This is a genomic window from Amycolatopsis rhabdoformis, from assembly GCF_035918295.1.
Lineage (GTDB): Bacteria > Actinomycetota > Actinomycetes > Mycobacteriales > Pseudonocardiaceae > Amycolatopsis > Amycolatopsis rhabdoformis.
This window is the reverse complement of sequence record NZ_CP142149.1, coordinates 1,472,986-1,496,389: the sequence shown is the minus strand read 5'-3', so window position 1 is coordinate 1,496,389 and position 23,404 is coordinate 1,472,986. Positions and strand designations below refer to the sequence as shown.

Genomic DNA, 23,404 nt, shown 5'->3' with positions numbered 1-23,404 from the left:
CTTCGCGCGAACCCCGGGTGAGCACGGGAGTTTCCGCTGCGGACGACCACTCTGGACGTTCGGGTTCAGGTGCCCGAGCGGCGCGCGGGCCGGGCCGGTTTCGTTCCTCGCGCACTGTCGACGGCCGGGTTTTTCACCCGGGTGGTCGGCGGCGCGGTGTCCTTCCCGGCCGGACGCCGGGTGCGCGCGAACGAGCCGACGCCCGATTCGAGCAGCCGGGCCGCGCGCAGCACGTCGGTGGTCACGGCACCGCGCAGGCGCGCGGGTGTGCGGTCCGTGGCGCCCGCACCGCCGATGTGCCGGGCGAGACTCGCGAACTGCACTCGCCACAACGCGACCAGCGCGGTCGCGGCGAGCTGAGGTTCCGGGTCGGCAGCGGCCCGGCCCGAGCGCTCGGCGAGCAGCCGGGCGGCGCCGTCGGCGAGCTCGTCGCGGAGATCGCGTTGATAGGCAGCCAGCGCCGGCGTGGACCGGATCAGCTCGCCGTAGCGGTGGAAACCGGTCGCCGCGGCCCGGCGGTCGCCCTGATCGTCGAGCCAGGCGGTGACCGCGGCCAGCTCGGCCGCGAGGATGCGCAGCACGGCCTCCACCGGCGTGCGGCGCGGGTCGCCGAGCTCGGCGCGCAGGGCGGCCAGCGTCGCGTCGGGCCGGTCGAGGATCAGCGCTTCCTTGGCAGGAAAGTAGTTGAAGACGGTTTTCTCCGACACGCCCGCCGCCTCGGCGACGTCGGCCACGCGCACGGCGTCGAAGCCCCGCGCCAGGAACAGCTCGGTGGCGGTGTTCACGAGCAGCCGGCGCGTTTCGCGCTTCTTGCGCTCGCGCAAGCCTTCCGCGGGCGCCTCGTCCCGCGGGGCCCGCAACGCCGCCCAGTCGAGCGCCCACCCATGCACGAACCCGAGAATAGCCGGAAAACAGGCGATTTCCGGCGAGTCAGCGGTGCGGCACGCTGCCCCGCACCGCCCACGCCCGCGCGGTGAGCGTGATCGTGCCGTCGGCGGCGATCGGCAGCCGCGCGTGCAACAGGTCGCGCAGGGCCCGGCGGTGCTCTTCGGGCAACTGCACGGCGTAGCCGGGTGCGGGGCCCTGTCCGCCGAGGAACGGCAGCCAGTAGTCGTCGAACCCGGCGAACGCGGTGCGCACGCCGATCGCGCGCACCACCACGCCGGTCAGCCCCGCGCGCTGCCACAGCCGGCTGAGCGGATCGGGGTGGCACAAGGGAAAGCGGCGGCCTTCGTCGAGCTCGGCGACCGCCGGGTCGAGCACGGCCGCGGCGTCCCAGAACCACCGCATCAGCTCCATGCCCTCGGCGTAGTCCCACACGTACGCGGCCACCACTCCCCCGGGCTTCACGGCTCGGGCCCACTCCGCGACCGCCCGCGGGGGGTCGGGCACGAAGTTGAGCGCCAGCCCGCTCACCGCGGCGTCGAACCCGTTGCTCCGCACTGGCAGCGCCTGCGCGTCGCCGGCCGCGAAGGCCGCGCGCGGGTCGCCGACGGTGGCACGGGCGTGGGCGACGAACGGCTCGGCGGCGTCGATGCCGACCACGAGACCGGGGTCGGCCGCGGCCAGCACCGCGGACGTGAGCGCGCCGGTGCCACAGCCGACGTCGACCCAGCGCGCCCCGGGCGGCACCACCGTGCCCTCGACGAAAGCCGCGGCGACGCGGCGGCTCCACCGCCCGACGTAGCGCTCGTACGCCTCACCTGAGGACCACTCACCCGACGACCGCTCGGCCATCGTCCGAGGTTACGCCGGCCGGGCACCCCCCTCCCGGGCGAACCGCGGGCCACGGCCCGCCCGGGCGGCGGGGATCAGGTGAGGTTCACGCAAGCCCGGCCGAGCAGCACGTCGACCAGCGTGTGCGGACCGCACGCGAGCTGCAGGTGGAAGTCGGGAACAGTGGGGTTGACGGGGCTGTAGATGGCGGGCGCCGGCGTGATCGAGCCGCAGTAGCCGCCACCCGCGAGATCGGCGCTGCGGCCGTCGGCGCCGAGGGTGGCGCCGCCCCGCGGTTCGAACCCGTTGATGACCCACGTGGCGGCCAGGACGAAGGCCGTGCCGGCGAGGTCGACCCGGCCGATCCCACTGGCCGCGTGGTCACACGAGCCGGCCACCGCGTACGGCATGGACTCGATGACGAAGGGCCCCGGCTGCACGGCCGATCCGGTGCTGGTGGCGAACGTGAGGTCGTTGATGTCGACCAGCAGGGTCGCCGGGTCGATCCGCACCCGGGTGAACGTGGTGCGGACATTCGTGCCCAGCGTCACGCCGCCGATGGTGTATTGCGAGAAGTTGGGGGCGGTGAGCGTGACGTATTCCTTGGGCGTGCCGGCCATGTCGTGACAATAAACGGGAACGAGGTGCGACCCGGTGTTCAGCACGTAGTTCCCGTCGCCCGCGATCGGCAGCAGGGCACGAATCGCGGCGCAACTGCTCAGGCCGGGAGCCGCGGCCGGTTGAACGACCGGTTGGGCCGACGCCGGTGTCACGGCGAGCCCGGTGAAGACCAGAACCGCAGCCGCGACAACAAATCTTCGGAACATGAAACCCTCATTCCCTCGAGGAGATGGCTGACTGATTAGACGGCGAAAACCCGTAGCGGGCGATAGACCATGCGGGTCACCCACGAAATGGCCGAGAACCACCGAAGCCGAATTACGACATTCGAGAACCGGACCGACGCGTTCGGAGGCAATTCACCGGCCTCGAGCGAGGAAATACTCGCGAATGAGCACTCAGCCCAGGTGTACCGGAACGGGCCGCGGAGAAATTCACCTCGAACGGATGACGGGTCCCGATGGACGCGGTGGGACCGAGGCGGACAAGGCGGTCACAACCCGGCGGCAGCCACCCGAACGGTGCTTTACATCTGGCCACTACTTGTCAAGTTGGATGGACATCACCTACCGTCTTGTCAAGCACGTCGGCAGCGTCGTCGATGGAGGAGGACGAGATGAGCGAAGCCGTGGGAACGGTGCCCGCCGGGTCGACCGAGTCGTGGACCGACCGCAAGCGCTACCTCTGGCTGATCGGGCTCGTGGTGCCCTCGCTCGCGTTCCTGGCCATCGGGCTGCACGCGGCCACCGGCTGGGGCGTGTGGTTCTGGATCGGGCCGATCGTGATCCTCGTGGTCGTGCCCCTGATCGACCTGGTCGCGGGCCTCGACCGCAGCAACCCTCCCGACGACGTGCTCGAGCGGCTCGAAAACGACCGCTACTACCGGTGGATCACCTACCTCTTCCTGCCGATCCAGTACGTCGGCTTCGTGGCCGCGTTCTGGCTGATCGGCCGCGGCGACCTCACCGTGGTGGACAAGATCGGGCTGGCCGCCTCGATCGGCTGCATCGGCGGGATCGGCATCAACACCGCCCACGAACTGGGCCACAAGAAGGAGAGCCACGAGCGCTGGCTGTCGAAGATCGCGCTGGCGCAGAGCTTCTACGGCCACTTCTACATCGAGCACAACCGCGGCCACCACGTGCGGGTGGCCACGCCCGAGGACCCGGCTTCGAGCCGTGTCGGGGAGAGCTTCTACAGCTTCTGGCCACGCACGGTGGGCGGTTCGCTGGCCTCGGCGTGGCGGCTGGAGCGCAAACGCTACGGCCGCCACGGCAAGCACCCGTTCCGCCTGGGCAACGACGTGCTCAACGCGTGGCTGATGTCGGCCGTGCTGTGGGCGGCGATGCTGGTGTGGCTCGGGGTGGGGATCCTGCCGTACCTGCTGATCCAGGCCGTGGTGGGTTTTTCGCTGCTGGAAGTGGTGAACTACATGGAGCACTACGGGATGCTGCGCAAGCGCGTGGGCCCGCCCGAGCGGCGCCGCCCCGAGCGCGTGGATCCGAGCCACAGCTGGAATTCCAACAACATCGCCACCAACGTGCTGCTGTACCACCTGCAGCGCCACAGCGACCACCACGCCAACCCCACGCGCCGCTACCAGACGCTGCGCGACTTCTCCGAATCGCCGGTACTGCCCACCGGCTACGCGGGGATGATCGTGCTGGCGCTCGTGCCGCCGGTGTGGCGGCGGGTGATGGACCCGCGCGTGCTCGCGCACTTCGACGGCGACATCTCGCGCGCGAACATCCAGCCGCGCAAGCGGGGCAAGGTCCTGGCCCGGTACGGCGCTCGGGTCGCGGCCGAGGTTCCCGCGGCTGCCGAGGTTTCCGTGGCCGCCGATACGCGCGGCGACGCGACCGAGGGCGGCAGGTGCCCCGGTTGCGGTTATGTCTACGACGAACGGCGCGGCGACCCGCGTGAGGGCTTCCCGGCCGGCACGCCGTGGTCGGCGATCCCGGACTCGTGGTGCTGCCCGGACTGCGGCGTGCGTGAGAAGGTCGACTTCGTGGCTCCTGGAAGGGTGGATGCGTGATGCGGATCGAGGCGGACCGCGAGCTGTGCGCGGGGCTCGGCATGTGCGAGGCGATGGCGCCGGACTTCTTCGAGGTGGGCGACGACGGCGTGGTGGTGCTGCTCGACGAGACGCCGGGCGAAGAGCACCGGATGGACCTCACGGCGGCCACGGAGGCGTGCCCGATGCTGGCGTTGAAGGTGCGGGATTGAGGACTGCGGAAATGAGGACTGGGTCGAGGACTGCGGCGTCGAGGACTTCGCGGACTTCGGGGTTCACGGAGAAGGCGGCTTAGGATGACGACCGTGAGCGGGGCACTGCGGGCGGCACCGCCTGAGGGCGGGCAGCACCGGCAGCCGATCGTCGCGGCGGCGATCGAGCTGACCGCGAGCGAGGGCTGGTCGGCCGTGACCATGGCCCGGTTGGCCGTGGCCGCCGGGGTGAGCCGCCAGACCGTGTACAACGAGATCGGGTCGAAGGCCGCGCTGGCCGAGGTCATGATCTCCCACGAGCTGGCGCGGTTCCTCGCCGTGGTGCGCACCGCGTTCGAGCGCCACCCCCGTGACCTGGTCGAGGCGATCTACGAGGCCATCCGCGCCGTGCTCGACCTCGCCGACGACAACACGCTCCTGCGCGCCATCGCCTCGGCGACCCACGGCACGGACACCGAGCTGCTGCCCCTGCTCACCACCCGCGCGGGCTCGCTGCTCACCGAGGCGAAGACGATGCTGGCCGAGCGCGTGCGCGCCTACGAGCCGCCGTTGGACGACGACCAGGTCGCCGTGGTGATCGACCTCGTGGTGCGCACCGTGCTGAGCCACGTGATGCAGCCGTCCGACACCCCCGCCCGCACGGCCGACGCCCTGGCCTGGGTGGTCGGACGCGTGCTCGGCACGTCGGCATCCCGCCCGATGCGCCAGCGCTGAGCACCCCGGCTGGGGCATGATGGACCCCGTGGAATCGACCAGGGTCGACCGCTGGCTGTGGGCCGTCCGGCTGGCGAAGACGCGCTCGGACGCCGCCGCGGCGTGCCGGGGCGGGCACGTGCGCGTGAACGACCGCCCCGCCAAACCCGCCACGTCCGTGGTCCCCGGCGACGAGGTGCGCGCCCGCATCGGCACGACCACTCGGGTGGTGGAGGTCGTGGTGGTGATCCAGAAACGCGTCGGCGCCCCCGAGGCGGCGAAGTGCCTGATCGACCGGACACCGAAGCCGCCGCCGGAAGCGGCCATTCCGGTGGCCCGCCGTGACCGCGGGGCCGGGCGGCCGACGAAGCGAGAACGGCGGGAGTTGGACGAGTTCCGGTCACGGTGGGGGTGAGGGCTGCGGGTGACGGCTCGGGACTGGCTGCGCAGCGCCGGGGTTGACTCCGCGGGATCGGGTCAGTGCAGCGTGTCGGCCACGCACTTCGCGGCTTCGGCGATCAGGGCGTAGCGCGGCTCGTCGTCGTAGGCGGTGCGGTCGGACATGATCGCGAGCACCAGCGGTGGGGCGCCGGGCGGGATGACCACGGCGACGTCGTTCACGCGGCCGTAGTCGCCGTGGCCGGTTTTGCCGAGGACCCGCCACGGTGCCGGCACCCCGGCGCGGATGGTCTGCGCACCGGTGGTGCTGCGCGCGAGCCAGCTTTCGACGAGCGCACGCCGGTCCGGGGGCAAGGCGTCGCCGAGGAGGACACGACGGTGTGCTTCGGCGAGCGCGCGAGGTGTGGTGGTGTCGCGCGGGTCGCCGGGGCGGTCGCGGTTGAGCTCGGGTTCGTAGGTGTCCATCCGGCTCACCCGATCCCCCAGGCCGCGCAGGTACGCGGTGAGGCCGGCGGGGCCGCCCGCGTCGCGCATCAGCAGGTTGCCGGCCGTACCGTCGCTGTAGCGGATCGCGGCGTCGCACAGCTCCCGCACGGTCATGCCGGCCCCGGCGTGGTGCTCGGTGATCGGCGAGACGGAGTCGACTTCGGCCCGGGTGTAGCGCACGGTCGTGTCCAGATAGGACAGTGGATGAGCCTGCAGCACCGCCGCGACGGCGAAGGTCTTGAAGGTCGAGCAGAACGCGAACCGTTCGTCCCCGCGGTAGTCCAGCGTGGCACCGCTGCCGGTCGCGAGCGCGTGCACGCCGAGGCGCGCTCGGTACTTGCCTTCCAGCGCAGCCAACGGCGCGGTCGACGGCGGCTTCGGCGCGGGTGTCGGTGTGGGTCTCGACGAGGGTGTCGGCGTCGGCGTGGCTGCCGGTCGGGCCGGCGCCGCGCAGCCGGCGAGCGGAGCCACCAGCGCCGCGACGAGCAGGCTGCGGCGGGCGAGTGGACGGCCGGCCAACGGGGTTCCTTTCACGATTCCGCGTCCGCCAAGGAAAAACCCGGGTGCGGGACCCGCGGCGGACGGCCTTCGGGATGGTATTCGAAGTGCCACCACTCGTTGTCGTACACGCGGTAGAGGTGGTGGGCGGCGCCGTGGCGTTCGAGCCAGCGGGCGCCGTCGCGGGGGCGGACGTCGAGGGCCGAGCCGGTGACGTGGCGGGACAACGCGGGCGGCAAGGTGTGGCGTGCGGTGCCGGCGCGGCCGGCTTCGGCGGTGAACAGGCGATGCTGCGCTTGGGCGTCACGGTGGCCCGACGTGAGGCCGAGGAGCGTGCCGTCGCGCCAGAGGGCGGTGGCGCGGGCCGCGGTGAAGGCCGCCAGAGTGCCGGGTGACAGGCCGGTGAGGTCTTCGGCCGGGAAGCGGATTCGCAGGGCCCACGCACACGCCGCGGACCGGGCCCGCCCGGGCGCGAGCACGACCGCGAACGGCCACAGCGCGAAGGCCAGCAACCGCGTGATCAGCCGGTAGCCGACATCGCGGCGGCGAGCATCGTCCAGCCGGTGAAACCGTGCTCCCCCAGGAGGACGTCTCATCCCAGCGCCTTGATCGCGGCGGCCGTCGCGCGGGCGACGAGCGCGTCGTCCGTGGGGGCGTCGGCGGCGGGGCGGTCGGAGAACACCACGAACACGATCGGGGCGCGGCCCGGGGGCCAGGCGACGGCGATGTCGTTGCGGGTGCCGTGGTCGGCGGTGCCGGTTTTGTCGGCGACGGTCCAGTCCTTCGGCAGGCCCGCGCGGATCAGGGTCGCGCCGGTGGTGTTGGCGCGCATGGTGTCGGTCAGCACGGTGCGCGCCGGCGCGGGGAGCGTGTCGCCGAGGAGCACGGTGCGCAGGTCGGCCGCCCAGGCGCGCGGGGTGCTCGTGTCGCGCGGGTCGCCCGGGGCGGTTTCGTTGAGGGTGGGTTCGACGCGGTCGACGTGGCTGGTGGTGTCGCCGATCGAGCGCAGCCAGGAGTTCAGTGCGGCCGGCCCGCCGAGTTCGCGGAAGAGCAGGTTGCCGCCGGTGTCGTCGCTGTAGCGCAGGGCGGCGTCCATGGCCGCGCCCAGCGTCAGGCCGGCGCCCGCGTGGTTCTGCGTGATCGGTGAGTTGGCCACGACGTCGGCCGGGCCGTAGTGCTCCATGCGGTCGAGGCCGGCCGTCCCGACCTTCTGCAGCACGGCCGCGGCGCTGAAGACCTTGTGCGTCGAGGCGTAGGCGAAGCGTTCGTCGGCGCGGTAGGCGACCTCGCGGCCCGAGCCGGTGTCCACGGCGTACACGCCGAGCCGGGCGCCGAAGGACCGTTCGAGGTCCTCGAAGTCGTGGCTCTTCGGTGCGGCGGACGAAGCGGACGAAGCGCTGGTGGCCGGCGGTGCGGCCGCCGGCGCGCCGCAGCCCGTGAGGACCACCCCCGTCACGGCCAACGCAGCCACCGCTGACTTGCTGAACACTCGGTTCCCCCTTTTGGAAGTGATCGACATCCGCAGTCTCGCGAAGCGCACTCATGCTGTCCAAGACAGAAGTGGCCCCTTCCATGTCGAACTGGCATACAGTGTGGTCGTGGACCTGATCGGGAGCTGCCGCGCGTTCGTCGGCGTGAGCGAAACCGGGAGCTTCACGGCGGGGGCGGCGGTGGCCGGCATCCCCCAGCCCGTGGCGAGCCGGCGGATCGCGGCGCTCGAACGCCACCTCGGCGAGCGGCTCTTCGACCGCGCGACGCGGCGCGCGCAGCTCACGCCGTTCGGCCGCGACATGCTGCCCTCGGCGCGCCGGCTCGTGCACCTGGCCGACGCGATGGAGCACGACGCGAAGCGCGCCAAGCTGCGGCCGCTGCGCCTCGCCGTGCCCGACACCTGCTCCACGCGCGACCTGGCCGAGCTCGACGCCGAGGCCCGTACGCTCGGCATCTTCCTCGAGTTCCGGCCCGCGCCGCCCGGCGAGCGGGCCGAGCTCGTGCGCACGCAGGACGTGCGCGCGGCGCTCGTCGCGGTGCCCGCCGCGGAAGCCGTGTGGACGGTGCCGCTCGGCGTGGCCGCCACGGAACGCCGGCCGCTGCCGCCGGTCGTGCACCTCGAAACGCTGCGGCCCGGGCGCGCCGCCGGCGCCGAGCGCCGCCGCGTGTGGATCCAGCCCGAGGACGACGTGCCCCACCTGCGCGACCGCGTGTTCCGCGTCCGCGACGCCGTGGGCCTGCAGCCGGCGCAGGTCGCCGTGGCCGATTCGCTCACGGCCGCCGCGGCGGGCGTCTACGCTTCGGCCGACCTGCTGCTCTGCTCCCCCGCCCAGGCCACCGAACTCGGCCTGGGCTGGCGTCCCCTCGGCGACGCCGAGCTCACCCGCGGCTTCGACGTCGCGGCCGCCCTCGGCGAAGACGCCCAGCACCTGCGCACCCGGCTGCGCGCAGCCATCGCCCGCTGCCTCGGCGCCCCCGACCAGGAGAACCCCACGTGAGCACCCCCGCCCTGCTGCACGACCTGCGCGCCGAACTCGACCACGGCGGCCTGCGCGGCTCGTTCCTCGTGCGCGACCTGACCACCGGCCGTGAACTCGGCCTCGACCCGGACCTGGAGTTCCCCAGCGCGTCGCTGGTCAAGGTGCCGCTGGCGGCCGCCACGCTCGAACGCATCCGCCGCGGCGAGCTGGACGGCGCGACGCAACTGGAGGTCGAGCCCGGCCGCGTGACCACGCCGGGGCCGGCCGGGCTGGCGCGGTTCCGCCATCCCGCGCGGGTGGCGATCGACGACCTGCTCTACCTGAGCGTGGCGATCAGCGACGGCACGGCGGCCGACGCGTTGTTCGAGCTCACCCCGCCCGCCGAGGTCACGCGGCTGCTGCGCGGCTGGGGCATCACCGGCGTCTCCGTGCGGCACGCGACGGCCGAGCTGGCCGACACGCCGGCCGAGCGGTTCGAGCCCGGCGAGATCCACCTGGCCCACGCGCTGGCCATCCGGGCCGGCACGGCCGGGCAGGGGCATCCGGTGGCGCAATTGGACCTGAGCCGCGCCAGCGCCGGTTCGGCGCGAGCGTATGTGGCACTGCTGGAGGCGTTGTGGCGGCCATCCACAATAGACCCCTGGGTGGCCGCGCGGGTGCGTGACCTGATGGCCCACAACCTGTTGCGGCAGCGGCTCACTCCCGATTTCGGTTCCGACGCCACGAAGTGGTCGTCGAAAACCGGGACGCTGCTGAACCTGCGGCACGAGGTCGGGGTCGCCGAGCACGCGGACGGCGGGGTGTTCGCCGTCGCCGCGCTCACCGAGTCGCGCGTGCCGGCGGCGATCCAGCCCGAGGCGGAGATCCTGATGGCGCGCGTGGCCCGTGCGCTGCGGGACCACCTGCGGTCACGCTGAGGCCAGGCCGTCGAGCCAGCGGCTGAGGACGGCGTCGGCGATCGCGGGGTCGTCGCGCAGGATGCTGGTGAGAGCGAGGCCGCGCAGCAGCATCAGGAGGGACTCGAAGTCGAGCCGCTCGTCCACTGTGGACTCCGCGGCGAACGCCTTGCGCAGCTCGCGGCCGAGCTCGCGTTCGGCCGGCAGCAGCGCCGCGCGCAGCGCCTCGTCGGTGCGCGCGCCCAGCCAGAGCTCCAGCCCGGCCAGGAACAACGGGCCCGACATCGCCTGCCGCAGCGCCGCCACCAGCCGCGGCCGCGACCGCGCTCCGGCGTGGCGCACCTGGTCCAGCTGCTGCTCGGCGATGTGGTGGATGGCGGCCACGAACAGGTCCGCCTTCGACCCGAAGTGGTGCAGCAGCGCACCTCGCGACACCCCGGCCCGTTCCTGCACGCGCTGCGTCGTGGTGCGCGCGTAGCCGAACTCCACCAGGCACTCGACGGTGGCGTCGAGCAGGATCTGGTGCGTGCGCGCTCGCTGTTCGCTCCGGGTCACGCCGGCAGCCTACCGGCTTCGTTGACAGTCCGGACGGACTGTGAAACCGTCGCGGCATGCTCGCTGTGGAGTTGGTGCGCCGAGGCGCGCGGCGGTTCGCGGACCGGACGGCCGTGGTCGTCGGCGACCGGGAGTTCAGCTTCGCCGAGGTCGACGAGCGGGCCAGCCGGCTCGCCAACGCACTGCTCACCACCGGCGCCCGTCGCGTCGGACTGCTGGTGGACAACGGCGAGTGGTCGATTCCGCTCGACTTCGCCTGCCTCAAGGCCGGGATCACCCGCGTGCCGCTCAACGCGCGCCTGGCCGTGGCCGAGCAGACCCGCATGCTCGCCGAGACCGGCGTGACGCTGCTCGTGTACAGCGCCGCGCTCGCCGAGCGGGCCGTGGCGCTCGCGGAGGCGCTCGACGGCCTGCGGCTGGCCGGCCTCGGCGACCGGCAGCGCGCCGAGGACCTCGATCTCGTGGCCGCGCTGGACCGGGTGCCCGCGGCCGATCCGCGGGTGGCGGTCTCGCCGGAGGACGTGGTGCTCGCGCTGTACACGTCCGGCACCACCGGCACGCTCAAGGCCGCGCAGCACACGCAGGCGAGCTACGCCGCCATCACCACCAACATCCTCGCCAACCTCCTCTCCCCCGGTCGTGATTCGGCGATGCTGCACGCCGCTTCGCTGATCCACGCCAGCGGCACTTTCGTGCTGCCGTACTGGATCCGCGGCGGCCGCGCGATCGTGGTGCCGGGATTCGATCCTGAGTCCTATGTGGACGCCGTCGCGCGAAACCGGGTCACCGACGTGAACCTGGTGCCGACGATGCTCGGGATGCTGCTCGCCGGGCCCGGCGCTGGACTGTCCACCTTGGACACCATCGTGTACGGCGCGAGCCCGATGCCGCGGCCGCTGCTGAACGAGGCACTGGACCGGCTCGGACCGAAGCTCGTGCAGTACTACGGCCAGACGGAAGCGCCGTTGTGCCAGACCGTGCTTCGCCAGGAGGACCACGTCGGCGAGCTGCTCGGCTCGTGCGGCCACCCGGCGGTGGACGCGGAGGTGGTGCTCACCGATCCGGACGGCAATCCCGTGCCGCCGGGGGAGATCGGCGAGATCCGGGTGCGTGCGCCGTTCACGATGAGCGGCTACCTCGACGCGCCCGGGCTGACCGCCGAGACGCTGGTGGACGGCTGGATCCGCACCCGCGACCTGGCGCGCGCCGACGAGCGCGGCTACCTCTACCTCGTCGACCGGGCGAGCGACATGATCGTGACCGGCGGGTACAACGTCTACCCGCGTGAGGTCGAGGACGCGCTGGCCGCGCACCCGGCCGTGGCCGAGTCCGCGGTGGTCGGCGCGCCCGACCCGACGTGGGTCGAGGCGGTCACGGCGTTCGTCGCGCTGCGGCCCGGCGCCGCGGTGTCCGAAGAGGACTTGCGCGCGCACGTGCGCGGGCTGCTCGCCGGGTACAAGGTGCCCAAGAGCGTGCGGGTGGTCGACGCGATCCCGAAATCCGCGGTGGGCAAGATCCTGCGCCGCGCCCTGCGTGAACCCCTGTGGGAGGGCCGATGAGCGTCCTGGTCGAGAAGCGCGGGCCGGTCACGATCATCACGATCGACCGGCCGGAGCGGCGCAACGCTGTGGACCGCGCCACCGCAGAGTCCCTGGCCGAGGCCTTCCGCGCGTTCGACACCGATCCCGACGCGTCCGTCGCGATCCTGCGGGGCACCGGCGGCACCTTCTGCGCGGGCGCCGACCTCAAGGCCGTGAGCGAAGGCCGCGGCAACCGCACCGAACCCACCGGCGACGGCCCGATGGGCCCGACCCGCCTGCGCCTGACCAAGCCGGTCATCGCCGCCATCGCCGGCCACGCCGTCGCGGGCGGACTGGAACTCGCCCTGTGGTGCGACCTGCGCGTCGCCGACACCACCGCGATCTTCGGCGTCTTCTGCCGCCGCTGGGGCGTCCCCCTCATCGACGGCGGCACCGTGCGCCTGCCCCGGCTCATCGGCCAGAGCCACGCCCTGGACCTGATCCTCACGGGCCGCCCGGTCGCCGCCGAGGAGGCGCTGCGCATGGGGCTGGCCAACCGGGTGGTCCCCGCCGGCGAGTCGCTCACCGCGGCCCTCGAGCTGGCGAACGCGCTGGCCGCGTTCCCGCAGACCTGCCTGCGCGAGGACCGCGCTTCCGTCCTGGAACAACCCGGCCTATCCGAAGAGGCCGCCCTGGCCAACGAATTCGCCCACGGCCAGACCTCCCTCACCACCGACACCCTCGCCGGCGCCACCCGCTTCGCCACCGGCGCGGGGCGGCATGGTTCGTTCGACAGCTGAGCCTGAGACGCCCGGCGGAGCTGAACCCGAGGCAGGGCACGAACCCCGCCCCAGGTTCAGCCCGCCCTCACGCCGCGACGTACCCCGCGTCCAGTTCCCGGTGCAGGGTCACCCGGTCGATCGCGTTCTCCCACTTGCCCACGACCAGCGTGGCGACGCAGTTGCCCGCGATGTTGGTGAACACGAAGGCCGCCGACAGGACACTGTGGACGCCGAGCACCAGCGCGATGCTGCTGACCGGGATGGTGTGCGTGGCCGCCAGGGTGAGGGCCAGCACCGCGATGGCCGAACCCGAGACGCCCGCGCCGCCCTTGGAGGTCAGGAGGAGGACGAACAGGAGGCCGAGCTGGGCCTGCCAGCTCAGGTCCGTGCCGGTGGCCTGCGCCAGGAACACGCTGACCGCGGCGAAGTACAGGCAGGTGCCGTCGTGGTTGAAGCTGTAGGCGGTGGGCAGGACGAGGCCGACCACCGGCTCGTCGACGCCCAGTTTCTCCAGCTTCGCCGTGAGCTGCGGGAACACGCTCTCGGACGAGCTCGTGCCGAGGACCAGCACCAGCTCGGCGCGGAAGTAGCGCATCACCTTCCACAGGCTCACGCCGGCGAAGCGCGAAACGGGCCACAGCACGAGCACGAAGAACAGCACCACGATCAGGTAGAACACGCCCACGAGCTTGCCCAACGGAAGCAAAGTGGACAGTCCGTACTTGGACACCGTGAACGCGATCGCGCCGAACGCCGCGAACGGGGCCAGGCGCATCACCTTCTTGATGATCCAGAACAGCGACTGCTGCACGGTGCCCACGATGTTCAGCACCGGCTGCGCCTTCTCGCCCAGGGCGGCGAGGCCGCAGGCGAACAGGACCGAGAACACCAGCACCTGCAGGATCTCGCCCTTGGCGAACGCGTCGACGGCCGAGGTGGGCACGAGGCTCACCAGGAAATCGTCGAAGCCCTCGGACTTGGCGGGCGCGGCCGACGCCGGTGCGTGCAGCGTCGAGGGGTCGATGTTCATGCCGACGCCGGGCTTGAGCACGTTGACCACCACGAGGCCGATCACCAGCGCGATCGTGGTGATCACCTCGAAGTACACAATGGACTTCACCGCGATGCGGCCGACCTTGCCGAGGTCGCGCACGCTCGCGATGCCGTGAGTGACCGTGCAGAAGATGATCAGGCCGACGACCATCTGGATCAGGTGGATGAAGATGTCGCCGAGGAAGTCGACGTGGTGCCCGACCGAGGGCGCGAGCGCGCCCACGAGCACGCCGACGACGACGCCGGCGAGGACCTGGAACGTGAGGTCCTGGTAGAACGGCTTGCGCTTGCGGGTCTGCTCGGGGGCGCCCGCGGACGTGGTTTCGCTCATGGTGTTTCCGGTTTCTCCGTTGAAAGCTCCGGTGGGAACGCTGGGGACTAGCCGAGGATCTGCCGCGCCGGCGCGAACACCTCGTCGGCGTCGAGGCGGCGCGGGAGCAGGCCCTGTTCGAGACACGCGTCGACGATCAGCTCGATCGGGCCGCGCAGCCGCTCGAAGCCGAACATCGTGGGGATCGGGGCACCCCCGGGCCGCGCGACGTTCGCGTCGGCGCGCACCAGCAGGTCGTAGGCCTCGCGCACGGCGGCGGGATCCCGGTGGCTCACGGACGAACCCGCCACGACCATGTGGTTGATCGGCATGAAGCCGTGCTCGCGCCACCACTGCTCGTCGCGCTGGGCGGCGTCGGGGATCACCCGCACGAACTCGTCGCCTTCGGGCAGGTCGTTGCCGAGGATGGTGGCGTCGATGCGGCCTTCGCGCAGCAGGTCGGGCAGGCTCGAGTCGCCGACGCCGTGCTCCACGAAGTCCGGGTCCTCGTATTCGGCGACGTGGGCGCCGTCGCGGGTCAGCCAGCGGATGTCGCGCGAGGCGAGGCCGAAGTCCTCGGTGAGGTGCGCGCGCACCCACATGCCGGTGGTCTGCGTGAACGCCCGCACGCCGATGGTCTTGCCCTTGAGCTCCGCCGGGTTCACCGGGCGCTCGGCGTGCGCGATGAGGCAGCCGCGCTGGAAGCGCGACGCGACCACGACCGGCAGCAACACCACAGGCCGGCCGTAGGCGATCGCTTGCAGCGCCGTGACCACGGCGAGCTCGCTCAGGTCGTAGGCCTCGTCGCGCACCATCGGCGCGAAGGCCTTGTGCACCGGCGAAGCCGCGTGGAAGTCGAGGCGCACCGACTCACTGGTGACCTCGCCGTTCTTCAGCGGCGCGGTGTGCGGGTAGTCGGCCAGGACGGTCCGCAGGATCGTGGGCTCAGGCACGACGGGCACCCTTCAGCGACGGGTAGAAAGCGGCGGCGGTCCCGCCGAAGATCTGGTCCAGGTCGGCGTCCGGCAGCACGGACACCGTCTCGCGGGCCTCGGCCAGCAGGTCGGGCAGCACACCCTCGGCCGCCGGGAAGTTCGAACCCCACGCGATGCGCCCGGCACCGTAGGCCGCGACCAGGTCGGTGAGGAACTCCTCGGTCGTCGACGCCCCCTTCGCCGACGCGGCCAGCGCGCGGTGCGTGAGCTTCAGGTACACGCCCGGGTAGGCGGCGAGGTCGAACAGGTCCTTGGCCAGCCGGTAGGGCCGCCCGTCGGACAGGTCGGGCCGGGCGCAGTGGTCGAGCAGCACGCGCACGCCGGGGAAGCGGTCGAGCAGCTCGCGCAGCTTGGGCAGGCCCTGGATCGTCATCTGCAGGCAGATCGGGATGTCGTGCTTCTCGGCGTGGGCCCAGGCCGGGAACGAGTCCTCGTGGCCGAGCCAGTCGGCCTGGCCCGGCATGGTCGTGCCGGTGGTGAACAGGCGGAAACCCGAGAGCCCCAGGCCCTGCCAGTGGTCGATCTTTTCCACGGCGTCGGGCGCCATCGCGTCGAGCGAGTAGACGCCCGCGAACCGGTCGGGGTGCCGCTGCAGCGCTTCGACGACGTACCGGTTGTCGTGCCCGTACACGGTCGACGCCTGCACCACCACGGCCTGCGCGATACCCGCCGCGTCCAGCGCCCGCACCAACCCGTCGATGTCCACCGGGTGCGCCTTCGACCACTCGCTCTGCTTGCCGCCGATGGGGTCGACCGGGTACTGGTCCGCGTCCGGGGAGATGACGTGGGTGTGCGAATCGATGATGTCCATGTGACCTCCTGTGAACCGGGGGAACGGCACCGCCCCGGATCCCCGGCGACCCGGCCCGGAGCCCGCGCGCTCCGGCAGACGAGGACCATACACGATTGTTAACAATCTCGTAGAAGATTGTGGGGACGATTTCGTTCAGGATCACCGCCCGGGTGCGCCTAGTGAGCGCAGAGCGACCCCGGCGGTGGTGTCGGCGCAGGTAGGAAGGGCGGGGGTAAGGGCCATCCTGACAAGAGGGCCTTCGGAGGGCGGACGCCGGGGGCGGAAAACCGGTGGCTGGGGGACCTCGATGTCCGGTTGGTGGACGTCGGGTGGTGTTGCTTTGCGCGGGGCGGAATCGGTGTCGCCGTGGTGCTGCAGCCAAGAGGCCGGCGCACGTTCCGGACTTCGGCCCCGAGTCCCAGGCTCACGCGAGGTCGCATCGCCGACCCCCGGGCCCTATGCGGCACCGAAGCCGTGCCGGAACAACAGCGACCGCCCCCGCACAGCACAACGCCCTGGACTCCAGCAGGAACCCAGGGCGTTGTCGTGGCCGGCGGTGGAAACTTGGAACTCAACACAGGACTGCCCGGACTCGCATGCGCAGGCCCCCGAGGCACCAACCGATCCAAGGCAACCACCCCACACAAGATCCCAAACCCCGACAACAGCCCAGAGCACCACCGCGGCAATCCTCGACGGCAACCCCAAACGCACCCAGGACCTCTCGGACTTGCGCCGCAGGCACCGTGCCAGAGCGGTGCCGTAGCGGCGACCCGAGCCCGGGCGGCTATTCACCGGACGACGCAACACCCCGAGCTCGAGGCGCTCAGAGCCCCACTGCGGTGGAGCGCCGTGGCAAACCCCCAACTCCGGACGCCGCGGACTGCCGGGCCCCATGCACGCCCGAAACCGTGTCGGAACCCGCGGACAGCACAACGCCCCGGACTCCGGCGGGAGCCCAGGGCGTCGTAGTGGCGGGAGCGACGGCGACCCCGCAACCGGGGCCGCCGGGCAGCGGATCAGCCGAACATGCCCGGCTGGTAGTGGCCGGCCGGCTGCTGGGTGATCACGTTGATGCGGTTGTAGGTGTTGATGAGCGCGATGAGCATCACGAGGGCCGACAGCTGGGCCTCGTCGTAGTGCTTCACCGCCTGCTGCCACGTGTCGTCCGGGACGCCGCCCGCGGCGTCGGCGATGCGGGTGCCCTCTTCGACCAGGGCGAGGGCCGCGCGTTCGGCGTCGGTGAAGACGGTGGCTTCGCCCCAGGCCGCGACGAGGTTGAGGCGGGTGACCTCCTCGCCGGCGGCGACGGCGTCCTTGAAGTGCATGTCGGTGCAGAAGCCGCAGCCGTTGATCTGGCTGGCACGCAGCTTCACGAGCTCCTGGGTCGCCTCGGGCAGGCCCGAGTCGGCGATCGGCTTGTTCGCGGCCATCAGGTACTTCATGAACTTGCCGGCGACCGGGTTCTCGAAGAGGTTGAGTCGTGCTTCCACTGGTCTGCTCCTTCACTGGGTTACGCAGTCTTGACGGCTGCGCCCGCGAAGTTGTGACAGCCGAGGAAGTGACCTGCGTCTCACCCCAGGTCGGCCTCCGCGCGGATCTCCAGAGCGGCACCGGGCTGGTGCAGCTCGAGCACCACGAGCTCGTTGTGCCCCGCCCGCCACAGCGGTTCCGGCGCGTAAAGCGTGCGCTGCGGACCGCGGTCCCAGTAGCGGCCGAGGTTGAAGCCGTTGAGCCAGACCACGCCCTTCTCCCAGCCGGGCAGCGCGACGAACCCGTCGGCGGGCCGGTCGATCGTCACCGTGGCGCGGTGGAAGGCCGGGCCGGCGGCCGAACCCGGGGTGAAGTGCACTGTGGACAGATCGTCGAGCGGCAACGGCCTGATCTCCCAGCCGAAGAGCTTCTGCTGGGTGTTCATGGCGACCCACCCGTCGATGCCCTTGCGGTCGGCGAGGTAGGGCCCGTAGTTCACCCGCCCCATCGTGTCCACGAGGAGGTCGAGCTGGTTCGACTCCTCCTCGAACTCCACGTCCACCGTGGCGTCGGGTGTGTTGCGGTCGAGCACACCCACCTGCTTGCCACCGGCGAAGACCAGCGCGCGGTCGCCGAGGCCGTGGATGCCGAGCGTGCCGCTGTGCGGGCCCTGCACGTGCGTGCGGTAGTGGATCAGCCCGGTCGCCTGCCCCACCTTTTCCATCGGCAACGGCTGGGCCGAGCGCACCACCTTCGACAACGCCGGCAGCGATTCCAGCAGCGAAGCCGAAGAATCCGGCTTCACGGTCTGCGGCGCCAGCCGTGCCGAACGCCCCGGCACCGGGCCCGGCGGCAGCGCGGTGTACTTGCCGATCACCGCCCGCAACGCGGTGAACTTCGCGCCCAGGTCCCCCGCCTCCCCCACCGGCGAGTCGTAGTCGTAACTCGTCACGGTGGGCTGGTAAGTGGTGCCGGAGGTGTTGGCGCCGCTCGTGAAGCCGAAGTTCGTGCCGCCGCACGCCATGTACAGGTTCACCGACGCGCCCGTGGCCAGCAGCGTGTCGATGTACCCGGCCATCTGCTGCGGGTCGCGCGTGTTGTGCTGCTCGCCCCAGTGGTCGAACCAGCCGTCCCAGAACTCCGCCATCATCACCGGCTTGCCGGGCTGGAACTTCTTCAGCGCCGCCAGGCTGGGCAGCGGATTTCCGTCACCGGTGCCGACTTCGAGCGTGCCCGGGAGCGAGCCGAAGCGCAGGAAGAAGTCCGACGCGCCGTCGGCCGCGAACAGCAGGCTGGTCAGGCCACGAGCCCGCAGGCTGTCGCGCAGGTGCGCCAGGTACGACGTGTCGTTGCCGTAGCTGCCGTACTCGTTCTCGATCTGCACGGCGATCACCGGCCCGCCGCGGTGCGCCTCGAGCGCGGCCAGCCGCGGCACGAGGTGGTCGTACCAGGCGTCGACCGCCTTGAGGTACTTCGGATCGGCGCACCGCAGCTCGAGGTCCCGGTCGGCGAGCAGCCACGCGGGCAGGCCGCCGAATTCCCACTCCGCGCAGATGTACGGGCTCGGCCGCACGATCACCCGCAGCCCCACCTCCCCCGCCGTGCGGATGAACTTCGGCAGGTCGCGCCACCCGCTGAAGTCCGGGCGGCCCGGGTCAGGCTGGTGGAAGTTCCACGCCACGTACGTCTCGACCGTGTTCAGCCCGAGCGCCCGCAGCCGCTCCAGCCGGTCGCGCCACTGGTCGGGGTGGATGCGGAAGTAGTGCACGGCACCGGAGATGATCCGGAACGGCTTGCCGTCCAGGAGGAACTGCTCTCCGGACACGGTCAGCCCGCCGCGCCCGGCCGCCTCGGCCGGCCCGGCGAACACGGTGCTCGCCGCCGCCAGCCCGGCCGCCGCGCCGAGGAAACTCCGCCTGCTCACTGCGTTCACGAGGATTCTCCGTTCAGCCGAGCGTCGCGGTGCGGGCCTGGGTGATGAACGCGTCGAGCACGCCGTCGCCGACCAGCGCCTGCCGCACGCCCCACCGGTTGGTGTTGCCGGTCATCACCGCCGTGGCCTTCACCACCAGGGCGTCGGCCGAGGCGGTGAGCCGCTGCGCCGCCTTCGTGTCACCGCGACCGGCGGCGGCCAGTGCGTCGAGCTGGTCGACCATCGCACCGCCCCACAGCGTCGCGGCGTCGAGCCACGGCGCGGCCTCGTCGACGAACGCGGCCTCGACCCGGCCACCGCGGATCACCTTCGCGGCGTCGCGGATCTGCACGGCGTAGGCCCGCAGAGGGGAAACCCGGTGGTCACCCGCGTTCCACCGCTGCCAGAACGCGGCCGTCTTCGCCGCCAGCACCGGTGCCTGCGGCTGCCACGGGGTCGGACCGAACGTCGGCGCGAGGTGCTCGAGATCGGCGAACACCTGCAGCGCCGCCGTCGAGCGAGCGTCGCCGCCGGCCAGGCGCGCAAGCGCTTGCGGCCACGACCGGTCCGGCGAGTACCCCGCGTCGTTCCACGCGAAGTCGGTGGCCCCGAACTCGGCGACCTCGCTGGCCGCCTCCTGGTTCATCGGGTTGGCGACGATCCCGTTGAGGTACCGCGAAAGCCCGGCCTCGCGCTGGGCGTACGGCGCGAGCAGCAGCCGGCCGGCCGACTGGCCGTAGTCGTTCACCGGGTAGTTGTCCCAGAGGAACACCTTGCGCCCGTACACAGTGGACACCTGCTGGGCCTCGTCGACGGTCACGCTCGGCGGCACCACGTCCGTGCCGGTCCACTGCACCACCACCGACGGGTCGAGGTTCTCCCGCAGCTCGGTCTTGTAGGGCGAGTCCTTCAGGTCGCTGTACTCGGTCGGCACCGTCTGCAGTGGACGGACACCGTCGTGGGTCTTCACGAAGTCCGCGGTCACCGCGTTCAGCAGCGACACCTGCGCCTTGCCCGCGGCGGCCTGGCCGGGCGCGCCGAACGCCGTCTGGTCGGCGGCGCAGTTCCACTTGGTGTAGGAGATGTCGTCGAACGGCATCGAGAACGAGCGCACGCCGAGGTCGTACACCGACTGCAGTTTCGCCTTCACCGCGGCGAGGTCCTCAGGTGAGGAGAAGCAGATCGACACGCCGGGCGAAAGGGCATAGGTGAAGTCCACGTGGTGCGCGGTGGCCGACTGCACCAGCTGCCCGAGCGTGGCCAGCTCGTCGGCCGGGTACGCGTCGCGCCACTGCGCACGCAGATACGCGTCGTCCTTCGCGCTGTACACGTAGGTGTTGGCCTTCACCTCACCGAGGAACGCGATCTGCCGCAGCCGGTCGGCGGTGCTCCACGGCGGGCCGTAGAACCCCTCGATCGAACCGCGCAACGCCATGTTCGGCCAGTCGTGCACGGCCACGCCGCTGATGGCCCAGCCGTGACCCGACCGCACGAACAGCTGGCGCAGCGTCTGCGCGCCGTAGTACTGGCCCGCGCCGTCGCGCCCGGCGATCACGAGCTCGCCGTGGGCCGTGCTGAGCGAGTAGCCCTCGGCCTGCGCCGGCACCGCGGCGCCGGTGCTGCCGAGGCGGACCACCAGCGCGTGGCGCGGTTCGTGCCCGCGCGAGACGACGATGACCTTGCGCGCGCCGTGCTGGCGCAACAACGTGGTGACGAGGTCTTTCGCGGCCGCGTCGGTGGTGCTGTCGGTCACGAGCGCGACCTCGTCGGGCACGGTGAGGTCGGCGGAGTCGCGGCCGAGCGACTGCGGGGTGGGCGTGACGACCGGCAGCGGCTGGTGGTGCTCGGGCGCGGCCGCGGCGGGCTGGGTGAGCAGGGCGGCGAGCGTGACCCCGGCCGCGAGAGCGGCGGAGAGGTGACGGGTACGGCGAGTCATCGGCAGGTTCCCTCGGGCTCAGGCGGCGGGCGCCACGGTGCGGTACAGGGCGAAGGTCGCGAGGTACGGCGTGGCCCGCGCCTGCGTGATCACCACGCGCAGGTGGCTGGTCGTGACCGGTGCGGCCAGCGTGACCAGGCGGGTGGCGCCGACGGTGGTCACGGTGGTGAGCGTCTGCCACTTGCCGTCGACCTCGGCCTGCACGGTCGCGCCCTCCACGTGCTGGCCGTGGCTGATGTCCTCGCCGAGGCGGATCTGGTCGAACGTCGCGGGCCGGGCGAGCGGTACGTCGAGCGTGCCCTCCGAGGCCCCGTGCGGCGGGGTCCACGACGTGGTGAGCGAGCCGTCGGTCACCGCGGCCACGGCTTTGTCCCCGGGCCGGGCGTGGGCCTGGTTCACCTGGGTCGCGGCCACCGACTGACCGAAAGCGGCGAGCGCGGCGACGTCCGCGGGAGCGAGCTCACCGTCGGGGCCGGGCGGCACGTTGAGCAGCAGTGACGCGTTGCGGCCCACGGTGCGCCGGTAGATGTCGACGAGCTGCGCGGCGGTTTTCGGCTGCTCGTCCGGGTGGAAGAACCAGCCGGGCCGGATCGAGACGTCGGATTCGGCCGGCGCCCACTGCAGGTAGCGCACGGACGGGTCGGCGAGCACCTGGCGCGAGCCGAGGTCGCTGGCCGTCGCGCCGCCGAGGAACAGCTCTTCGTTGTGCGCGGTGTTCGGGTCGCCGGTGGTCGGCAGCGGGCTCCACTCGGTGGTGCGCGCCTGGCCGGCCTCGTTGCCGACCCAGCGCACGCCGGCGGGCCCGGCGAAGGTGACGGTGTTCGGCGAGAGCGCGTGGATCATCGAGAACCAGGTGGTGAAGTCGTAGTTCTCGCTGATGCCGTTGTCGCGCCACGGGTTCGCGCCGTCGAGCCACAGCTCGTCGATCGGGCCGTACTGGGTGAACAGTTCGTAGAGCTGGTTGAGGTAGTAGGTGTTGTAGTCGTCCTCGGTCACGTCGAAGCGCGGCAGCTTGCCGGCGGCGAGGGCGGCGGCGCGGTCGTCGTGGGGTACCAGCGTGGGGATGGTGCGCCGGGTCGCGGCGCTGCCGGTGCCGTAGCGGCCCTGGCCCTGCGGCGCGCTCGCCCGGTCGTCGTAGGTGGCTTGTTCTTCGATCGAGAGCGGCTGGCCCGCGGCGACCTTGGCTTCGACGCGCTTCACCTGGTCGGCGAAAAAGCTGGCCGGCAGTTCGGCGCCGTCGGCCGGCGAGAGGTACACGCCGACCTTGAGGCCGGCCCTGCGCGCGGAATCCACGTAGTCGCGCAGGATGTCGCCGCGCGGATTGGTGCAGGCCGCGTCGCGCACCTGCCAGAAGGCCGACGGGTCCTGCGTGCGCGTGGTCTGCGCGGTTTGGCGGGCACCGTCGGCACCGGTGCAGCCGGCGCTGACCCACCACGGGCTCGCGAGCACCGAGTGGTTGGTGTAGCGGGTGGGATAGAGCACGAACCCGTCGTGGTGCTTGGCCGTGAGCATCACCTGCGTCACGCCGGCGGCCTTGAGCGAGCGCATCCACTGGTCGGTGTCGACGGCGGACGGTGCGAACGTCGCTTCCTTCTCCGCGCCCGAACCCCATTCGCGGTCGGTGAAGGTGTTCATGCCGAAGTGGGTGAACGCGGTGACCGGCCGTTGTTGCCACGCGAGCTGGCCGGCCCGCGGCACCACGGCGGCGGCCTTCTGCAGCACGCGGTCCATGCCGTCGCACGGCTCGACGGTGATGATCGCGGCGGGCTTGATCGGTGCGGCGCAACCGTGGTCCGGCTGGGCGGGTGTCGCGGGTGAAGCCGTCGCGGGCGTGACGACTCCTGCGGCGGCGAGGGAAAACAGTGCGGCCAGAACCAGGTTCCGGCGCGTCGAGATCGGCACGTGCTCCTCCTGACGGGTCCGCGCGGCCGCGTGCCCCGGACGGCGACCGGCGACGAGCTGGTGGATCGCCCAGCACATTAGGTGCGCGATCCATCGGATGTCTAGACCTACTCGGGTGCGGTGCGGTGGGCTGTCCATTCCCTGTCCCGGCTCAGGAATCGGTGTTT

General features: G+C 71.8%; 22 protein-coding genes. 8 read left to right on the top strand and 14 right to left on the bottom strand.

The genetic code is table 11. The features are described 5' to 3' along the window. Positions 1–65: 65 nt before the first annotated feature. The 3 genes from VSH64_RS06950 to VSH64_RS06940 all read right to left on the bottom strand — a co-directional run bounded on the left by VSH64_RS06950 (position 66) and on the right by VSH64_RS06940 (position 2,543). Positions 66–890 carry a TetR family transcriptional regulator gene (locus VSH64_RS06950; RefSeq protein WP_326834651.1) on the bottom strand — a complete coding sequence of 275 codons (825 nt, stop codon included), beginning with the start codon at positions 888–890 and terminating at the stop codon, positions 66–68. A 40-nt stretch (positions 891–930) separates the two neighbouring features. Next, positions 931–1,737: a class I SAM-dependent methyltransferase gene (locus VSH64_RS06945; RefSeq protein ID WP_326834650.1), complete on the bottom strand. Its 807-nt coding sequence runs from the start codon at positions 1,735–1,737 to the stop codon at positions 931–933. A 74-nt stretch (positions 1,738–1,811) separates the two neighbouring features. Then, the gene (locus tag VSH64_RS06940) at positions 1,812–2,543 is read right to left on the bottom strand and encodes a GON domain-containing protein (protein ID WP_326834649.1); all 732 of its coding nucleotides are present in this window, start codon (positions 2,541–2,543) and stop codon (positions 1,812–1,814) included. A gap of 410 nt (positions 2,544–2,953) precedes the next feature. Here VSH64_RS06940 and VSH64_RS06935 point away from each other — a divergent pair, with 410 nt between their 5' ends. From VSH64_RS06935 to VSH64_RS06920, 4 genes are all read left to right on the top strand, one after another. Next, positions 2,954–4,372 (top strand): fatty acid desaturase, encoded by a 1,419-nt coding sequence (locus VSH64_RS06935; RefSeq protein WP_326834648.1) that lies wholly within the window; start codon positions 2,954–2,956, stop codon positions 4,370–4,372. Continuing rightward, entirely contained in the window at positions 4,372–4,563 is a 192-nt protein-coding gene (locus tag VSH64_RS06930) for a ferredoxin (protein ID WP_326834647.1), read from the top strand. The genes VSH64_RS06935 and VSH64_RS06930 overlap by 1 nt, the downstream gene beginning before the upstream one ends. Positions 4,564–4,647: 84 nt before the next feature. Beyond that, entirely contained in the window at positions 4,648–5,277 is a 630-nt protein-coding gene (locus VSH64_RS06925; protein ID WP_326834646.1) for a TetR family transcriptional regulator, read from the top strand. Between the two features lie 28 nt (positions 5,278–5,305). Continuing rightward, on the top strand, positions 5,306–5,671 hold the full coding sequence (locus VSH64_RS06920; protein WP_326834645.1) for an RNA-binding S4 domain-containing protein: 366 nt from the start codon (positions 5,306–5,308) through the stop codon (positions 5,669–5,671). A gap of 62 nt (positions 5,672–5,733) precedes the next feature. Here VSH64_RS06920 and bla (VSH64_RS06915) read toward each other — a convergent pair whose 3' ends face one another. The 3 genes from bla (VSH64_RS06915) to bla (VSH64_RS06905) are packed head-to-tail and all read right to left on the bottom strand — an operon-like array spanning position 5,734 to position 8,158. Further along, positions 5,734–6,660 carry a class A beta-lactamase gene (bla, locus tag VSH64_RS06915; protein ID WP_326834644.1) on the bottom strand — a complete coding sequence of 309 codons (927 nt, stop codon included), beginning with the start codon at positions 6,658–6,660 and terminating at the stop codon, positions 5,734–5,736. Between the two features lie 11 nt (positions 6,661–6,671). Then, positions 6,672–7,235 carry a M15 family metallopeptidase domain-containing protein gene (locus tag VSH64_RS06910; RefSeq protein ID WP_326834643.1) on the bottom strand — a complete coding sequence of 188 codons (564 nt, stop codon included), beginning with the start codon at positions 7,233–7,235 and terminating at the stop codon, positions 6,672–6,674. Beyond that, positions 7,232–8,158 carry a class A beta-lactamase gene (gene bla, locus VSH64_RS06905; protein ID WP_326834642.1) on the bottom strand — a complete coding sequence of 309 codons (927 nt, stop codon included), beginning with the start codon at positions 8,156–8,158 and terminating at the stop codon, positions 7,232–7,234. The genes VSH64_RS06910 and bla (VSH64_RS06905) overlap by 4 nt, the downstream gene beginning before the upstream one ends. A gap of 73 nt (positions 8,159–8,231) precedes the next feature. On the opposite strand from bla (VSH64_RS06905), the gene VSH64_RS06900 reads away from it, so the two are divergent. Beyond that, the gene (locus VSH64_RS06900) at positions 8,232–9,128 is read left to right on the top strand and encodes a LysR family transcriptional regulator (protein WP_326834641.1); all 897 of its coding nucleotides are present in this window, start codon (positions 8,232–8,234) and stop codon (positions 9,126–9,128) included. Next, positions 9,125–10,027, top strand: a complete 903-nt coding sequence (locus VSH64_RS06895; protein ID WP_326834640.1) for a serine hydrolase — start codon at positions 9,125–9,127, stop codon at positions 10,025–10,027. The genes VSH64_RS06900 and VSH64_RS06895 overlap by 4 nt, the downstream gene beginning before the upstream one ends. Here VSH64_RS06895 and VSH64_RS06890 read toward each other — a convergent pair. Then, positions 10,019–10,561, bottom strand: coding sequence for a TetR/AcrR family transcriptional regulator (locus tag VSH64_RS06890; protein WP_326834639.1), 543 nt, complete (start codon positions 10,559–10,561; stop codon positions 10,019–10,021). The genes VSH64_RS06895 and VSH64_RS06890 overlap by 9 nt on opposite strands. 56 nt (positions 10,562–10,617) lie before the next feature. Between VSH64_RS06890 and VSH64_RS06885 the strand changes: the two genes are divergently transcribed. Both VSH64_RS06885 and VSH64_RS06880 read left to right on the top strand, forming a co-directional pair. After that, positions 10,618–12,120 (top strand): AMP-binding protein, encoded by a 1,503-nt coding sequence (locus VSH64_RS06885; protein ID WP_326834638.1) that lies wholly within the window; start codon positions 10,618–10,620, stop codon positions 12,118–12,120. Then, positions 12,117–12,881 (top strand): crotonase/enoyl-CoA hydratase family protein, encoded by a 765-nt coding sequence (locus VSH64_RS06880; RefSeq protein WP_326834637.1) that lies wholly within the window; start codon positions 12,117–12,119, stop codon positions 12,879–12,881. Before VSH64_RS06885 ends, VSH64_RS06880 begins: the two co-directional genes overlap by 4 nt. A 67-nt stretch (positions 12,882–12,948) precedes the next feature. Here VSH64_RS06880 and dctA read toward each other — a convergent pair whose 3' ends face one another. The 7 genes from dctA to VSH64_RS06845 all read right to left on the bottom strand — a co-directional run bounded on the left by dctA (position 12,949) and on the right by VSH64_RS06845 (position 23,237). Next, positions 12,949–14,247, bottom strand: coding sequence for a C4-dicarboxylate transporter DctA (gene dctA / locus VSH64_RS06875; RefSeq protein ID WP_326834636.1), 1,299 nt, complete (start codon positions 14,245–14,247; stop codon positions 12,949–12,951). A gap of 47 nt (positions 14,248–14,294) precedes the next feature. After that, positions 14,295–15,179, bottom strand: a complete 885-nt coding sequence (locus VSH64_RS06870; protein WP_326834635.1) for a substrate-binding domain-containing protein — start codon at positions 15,177–15,179, stop codon at positions 14,295–14,297. Continuing rightward, positions 15,172–16,032 carry an amidohydrolase family protein gene (locus tag VSH64_RS06865; RefSeq protein WP_326834634.1) on the bottom strand — a complete coding sequence of 287 codons (861 nt, stop codon included), beginning with the start codon at positions 16,030–16,032 and terminating at the stop codon, positions 15,172–15,174. The genes VSH64_RS06870 and VSH64_RS06865 overlap by 8 nt, the downstream gene beginning before the upstream one ends. A gap of 1,001 nt (positions 16,033–17,033) precedes the next feature. Then, positions 17,034–17,507 (bottom strand): carboxymuconolactone decarboxylase family protein, encoded by a 474-nt coding sequence (locus VSH64_RS06860; protein ID WP_326834633.1) that lies wholly within the window; start codon positions 17,505–17,507, stop codon positions 17,034–17,036. A gap of 80 nt (positions 17,508–17,587) precedes the next feature. Then, on the bottom strand, positions 17,588–19,420 hold the full coding sequence (locus tag VSH64_RS06855; protein WP_326834632.1) for a glycoside hydrolase family 35 protein: 1,833 nt from the start codon (positions 19,418–19,420) through the stop codon (positions 17,588–17,590). A 13-nt stretch (positions 19,421–19,433) separates the two neighbouring features. After that, the gene (locus VSH64_RS06850) at positions 19,434–21,335 is read right to left on the bottom strand and encodes a beta-N-acetylhexosaminidase family protein (protein ID WP_326834631.1); all 1,902 of its coding nucleotides are present in this window, start codon (positions 21,333–21,335) and stop codon (positions 19,434–19,436) included. An 18-nt stretch (positions 21,336–21,353) separates the two neighbouring features. Continuing rightward, positions 21,354–23,237 carry an alpha-L-fucosidase gene (locus tag VSH64_RS06845; RefSeq protein WP_326834630.1) on the bottom strand — a complete coding sequence of 628 codons (1,884 nt, stop codon included), beginning with the start codon at positions 23,235–23,237 and terminating at the stop codon, positions 21,354–21,356. Positions 23,238–23,404: the final 167 nt, after the last annotated feature.

What these genes read in the sequence shown, in the direction of transcription:
- VSH64_RS06945 (WP_326834650.1), bottom strand. Translation starts at nt 1,737, where the DNA reads ATGGCCGAGCGGTCGTCGGGTGAGTGGTCCTCAGGTGAGGCGTACGAG.
- VSH64_RS06940 (WP_326834649.1), bottom strand. Translation starts at nt 2,543, where the DNA reads ATGTTCCGAAGATTTGTTGTCGCGGCTGCGGTTCTGGTCTTCACCGGG.
- VSH64_RS06935 (WP_326834648.1), top strand. Translation starts at nt 2,954, where the DNA reads ATGAGCGAAGCCGTGGGAACGGTGCCCGCCGGGTCGACCGAGTCGTGG.
- VSH64_RS06930 (WP_326834647.1), top strand. Translation starts at nt 4,372, where the DNA reads ATGCGGATCGAGGCGGACCGCGAGCTGTGCGCGGGGCTCGGCATGTGC.
- VSH64_RS06925 (WP_326834646.1), top strand. Translation starts at nt 4,648, where the DNA reads ATGACGACCGTGAGCGGGGCACTGCGGGCGGCACCGCCTGAGGGCGGG.
- VSH64_RS06910 (WP_326834643.1), bottom strand. Translation starts at nt 7,235, where the DNA reads ATGAGACGTCCTCCTGGGGGAGCACGGTTTCACCGGCTGGACGATGCT.
- bla (WP_326834642.1), bottom strand. Translation starts at nt 8,158, where the DNA reads ATGTCGATCACTTCCAAAAGGGGGAACCGAGTGTTCAGCAAGTCAGCG.
- VSH64_RS06885 (WP_326834638.1), top strand. Translation starts at nt 10,618, where the DNA reads ATGCTCGCTGTGGAGTTGGTGCGCCGAGGCGCGCGGCGGTTCGCGGAC.
- VSH64_RS06880 (WP_326834637.1), top strand. Translation starts at nt 12,117, where the DNA reads ATGAGCGTCCTGGTCGAGAAGCGCGGGCCGGTCACGATCATCACGATC.
- dctA (WP_326834636.1), bottom strand. Translation starts at nt 14,247, where the DNA reads ATGAGCGAAACCACGTCCGCGGGCGCCCCCGAGCAGACCCGCAAGCGC.
- VSH64_RS06865 (WP_326834634.1), bottom strand. Translation starts at nt 16,032, where the DNA reads ATGGACATCATCGATTCGCACACCCACGTCATCTCCCCGGACGCGGAC.
- VSH64_RS06850 (WP_326834631.1), bottom strand. Translation starts at nt 21,335, where the DNA reads ATGACTCGCCGTACCCGTCACCTCTCCGCCGCTCTCGCGGCCGGGGTC.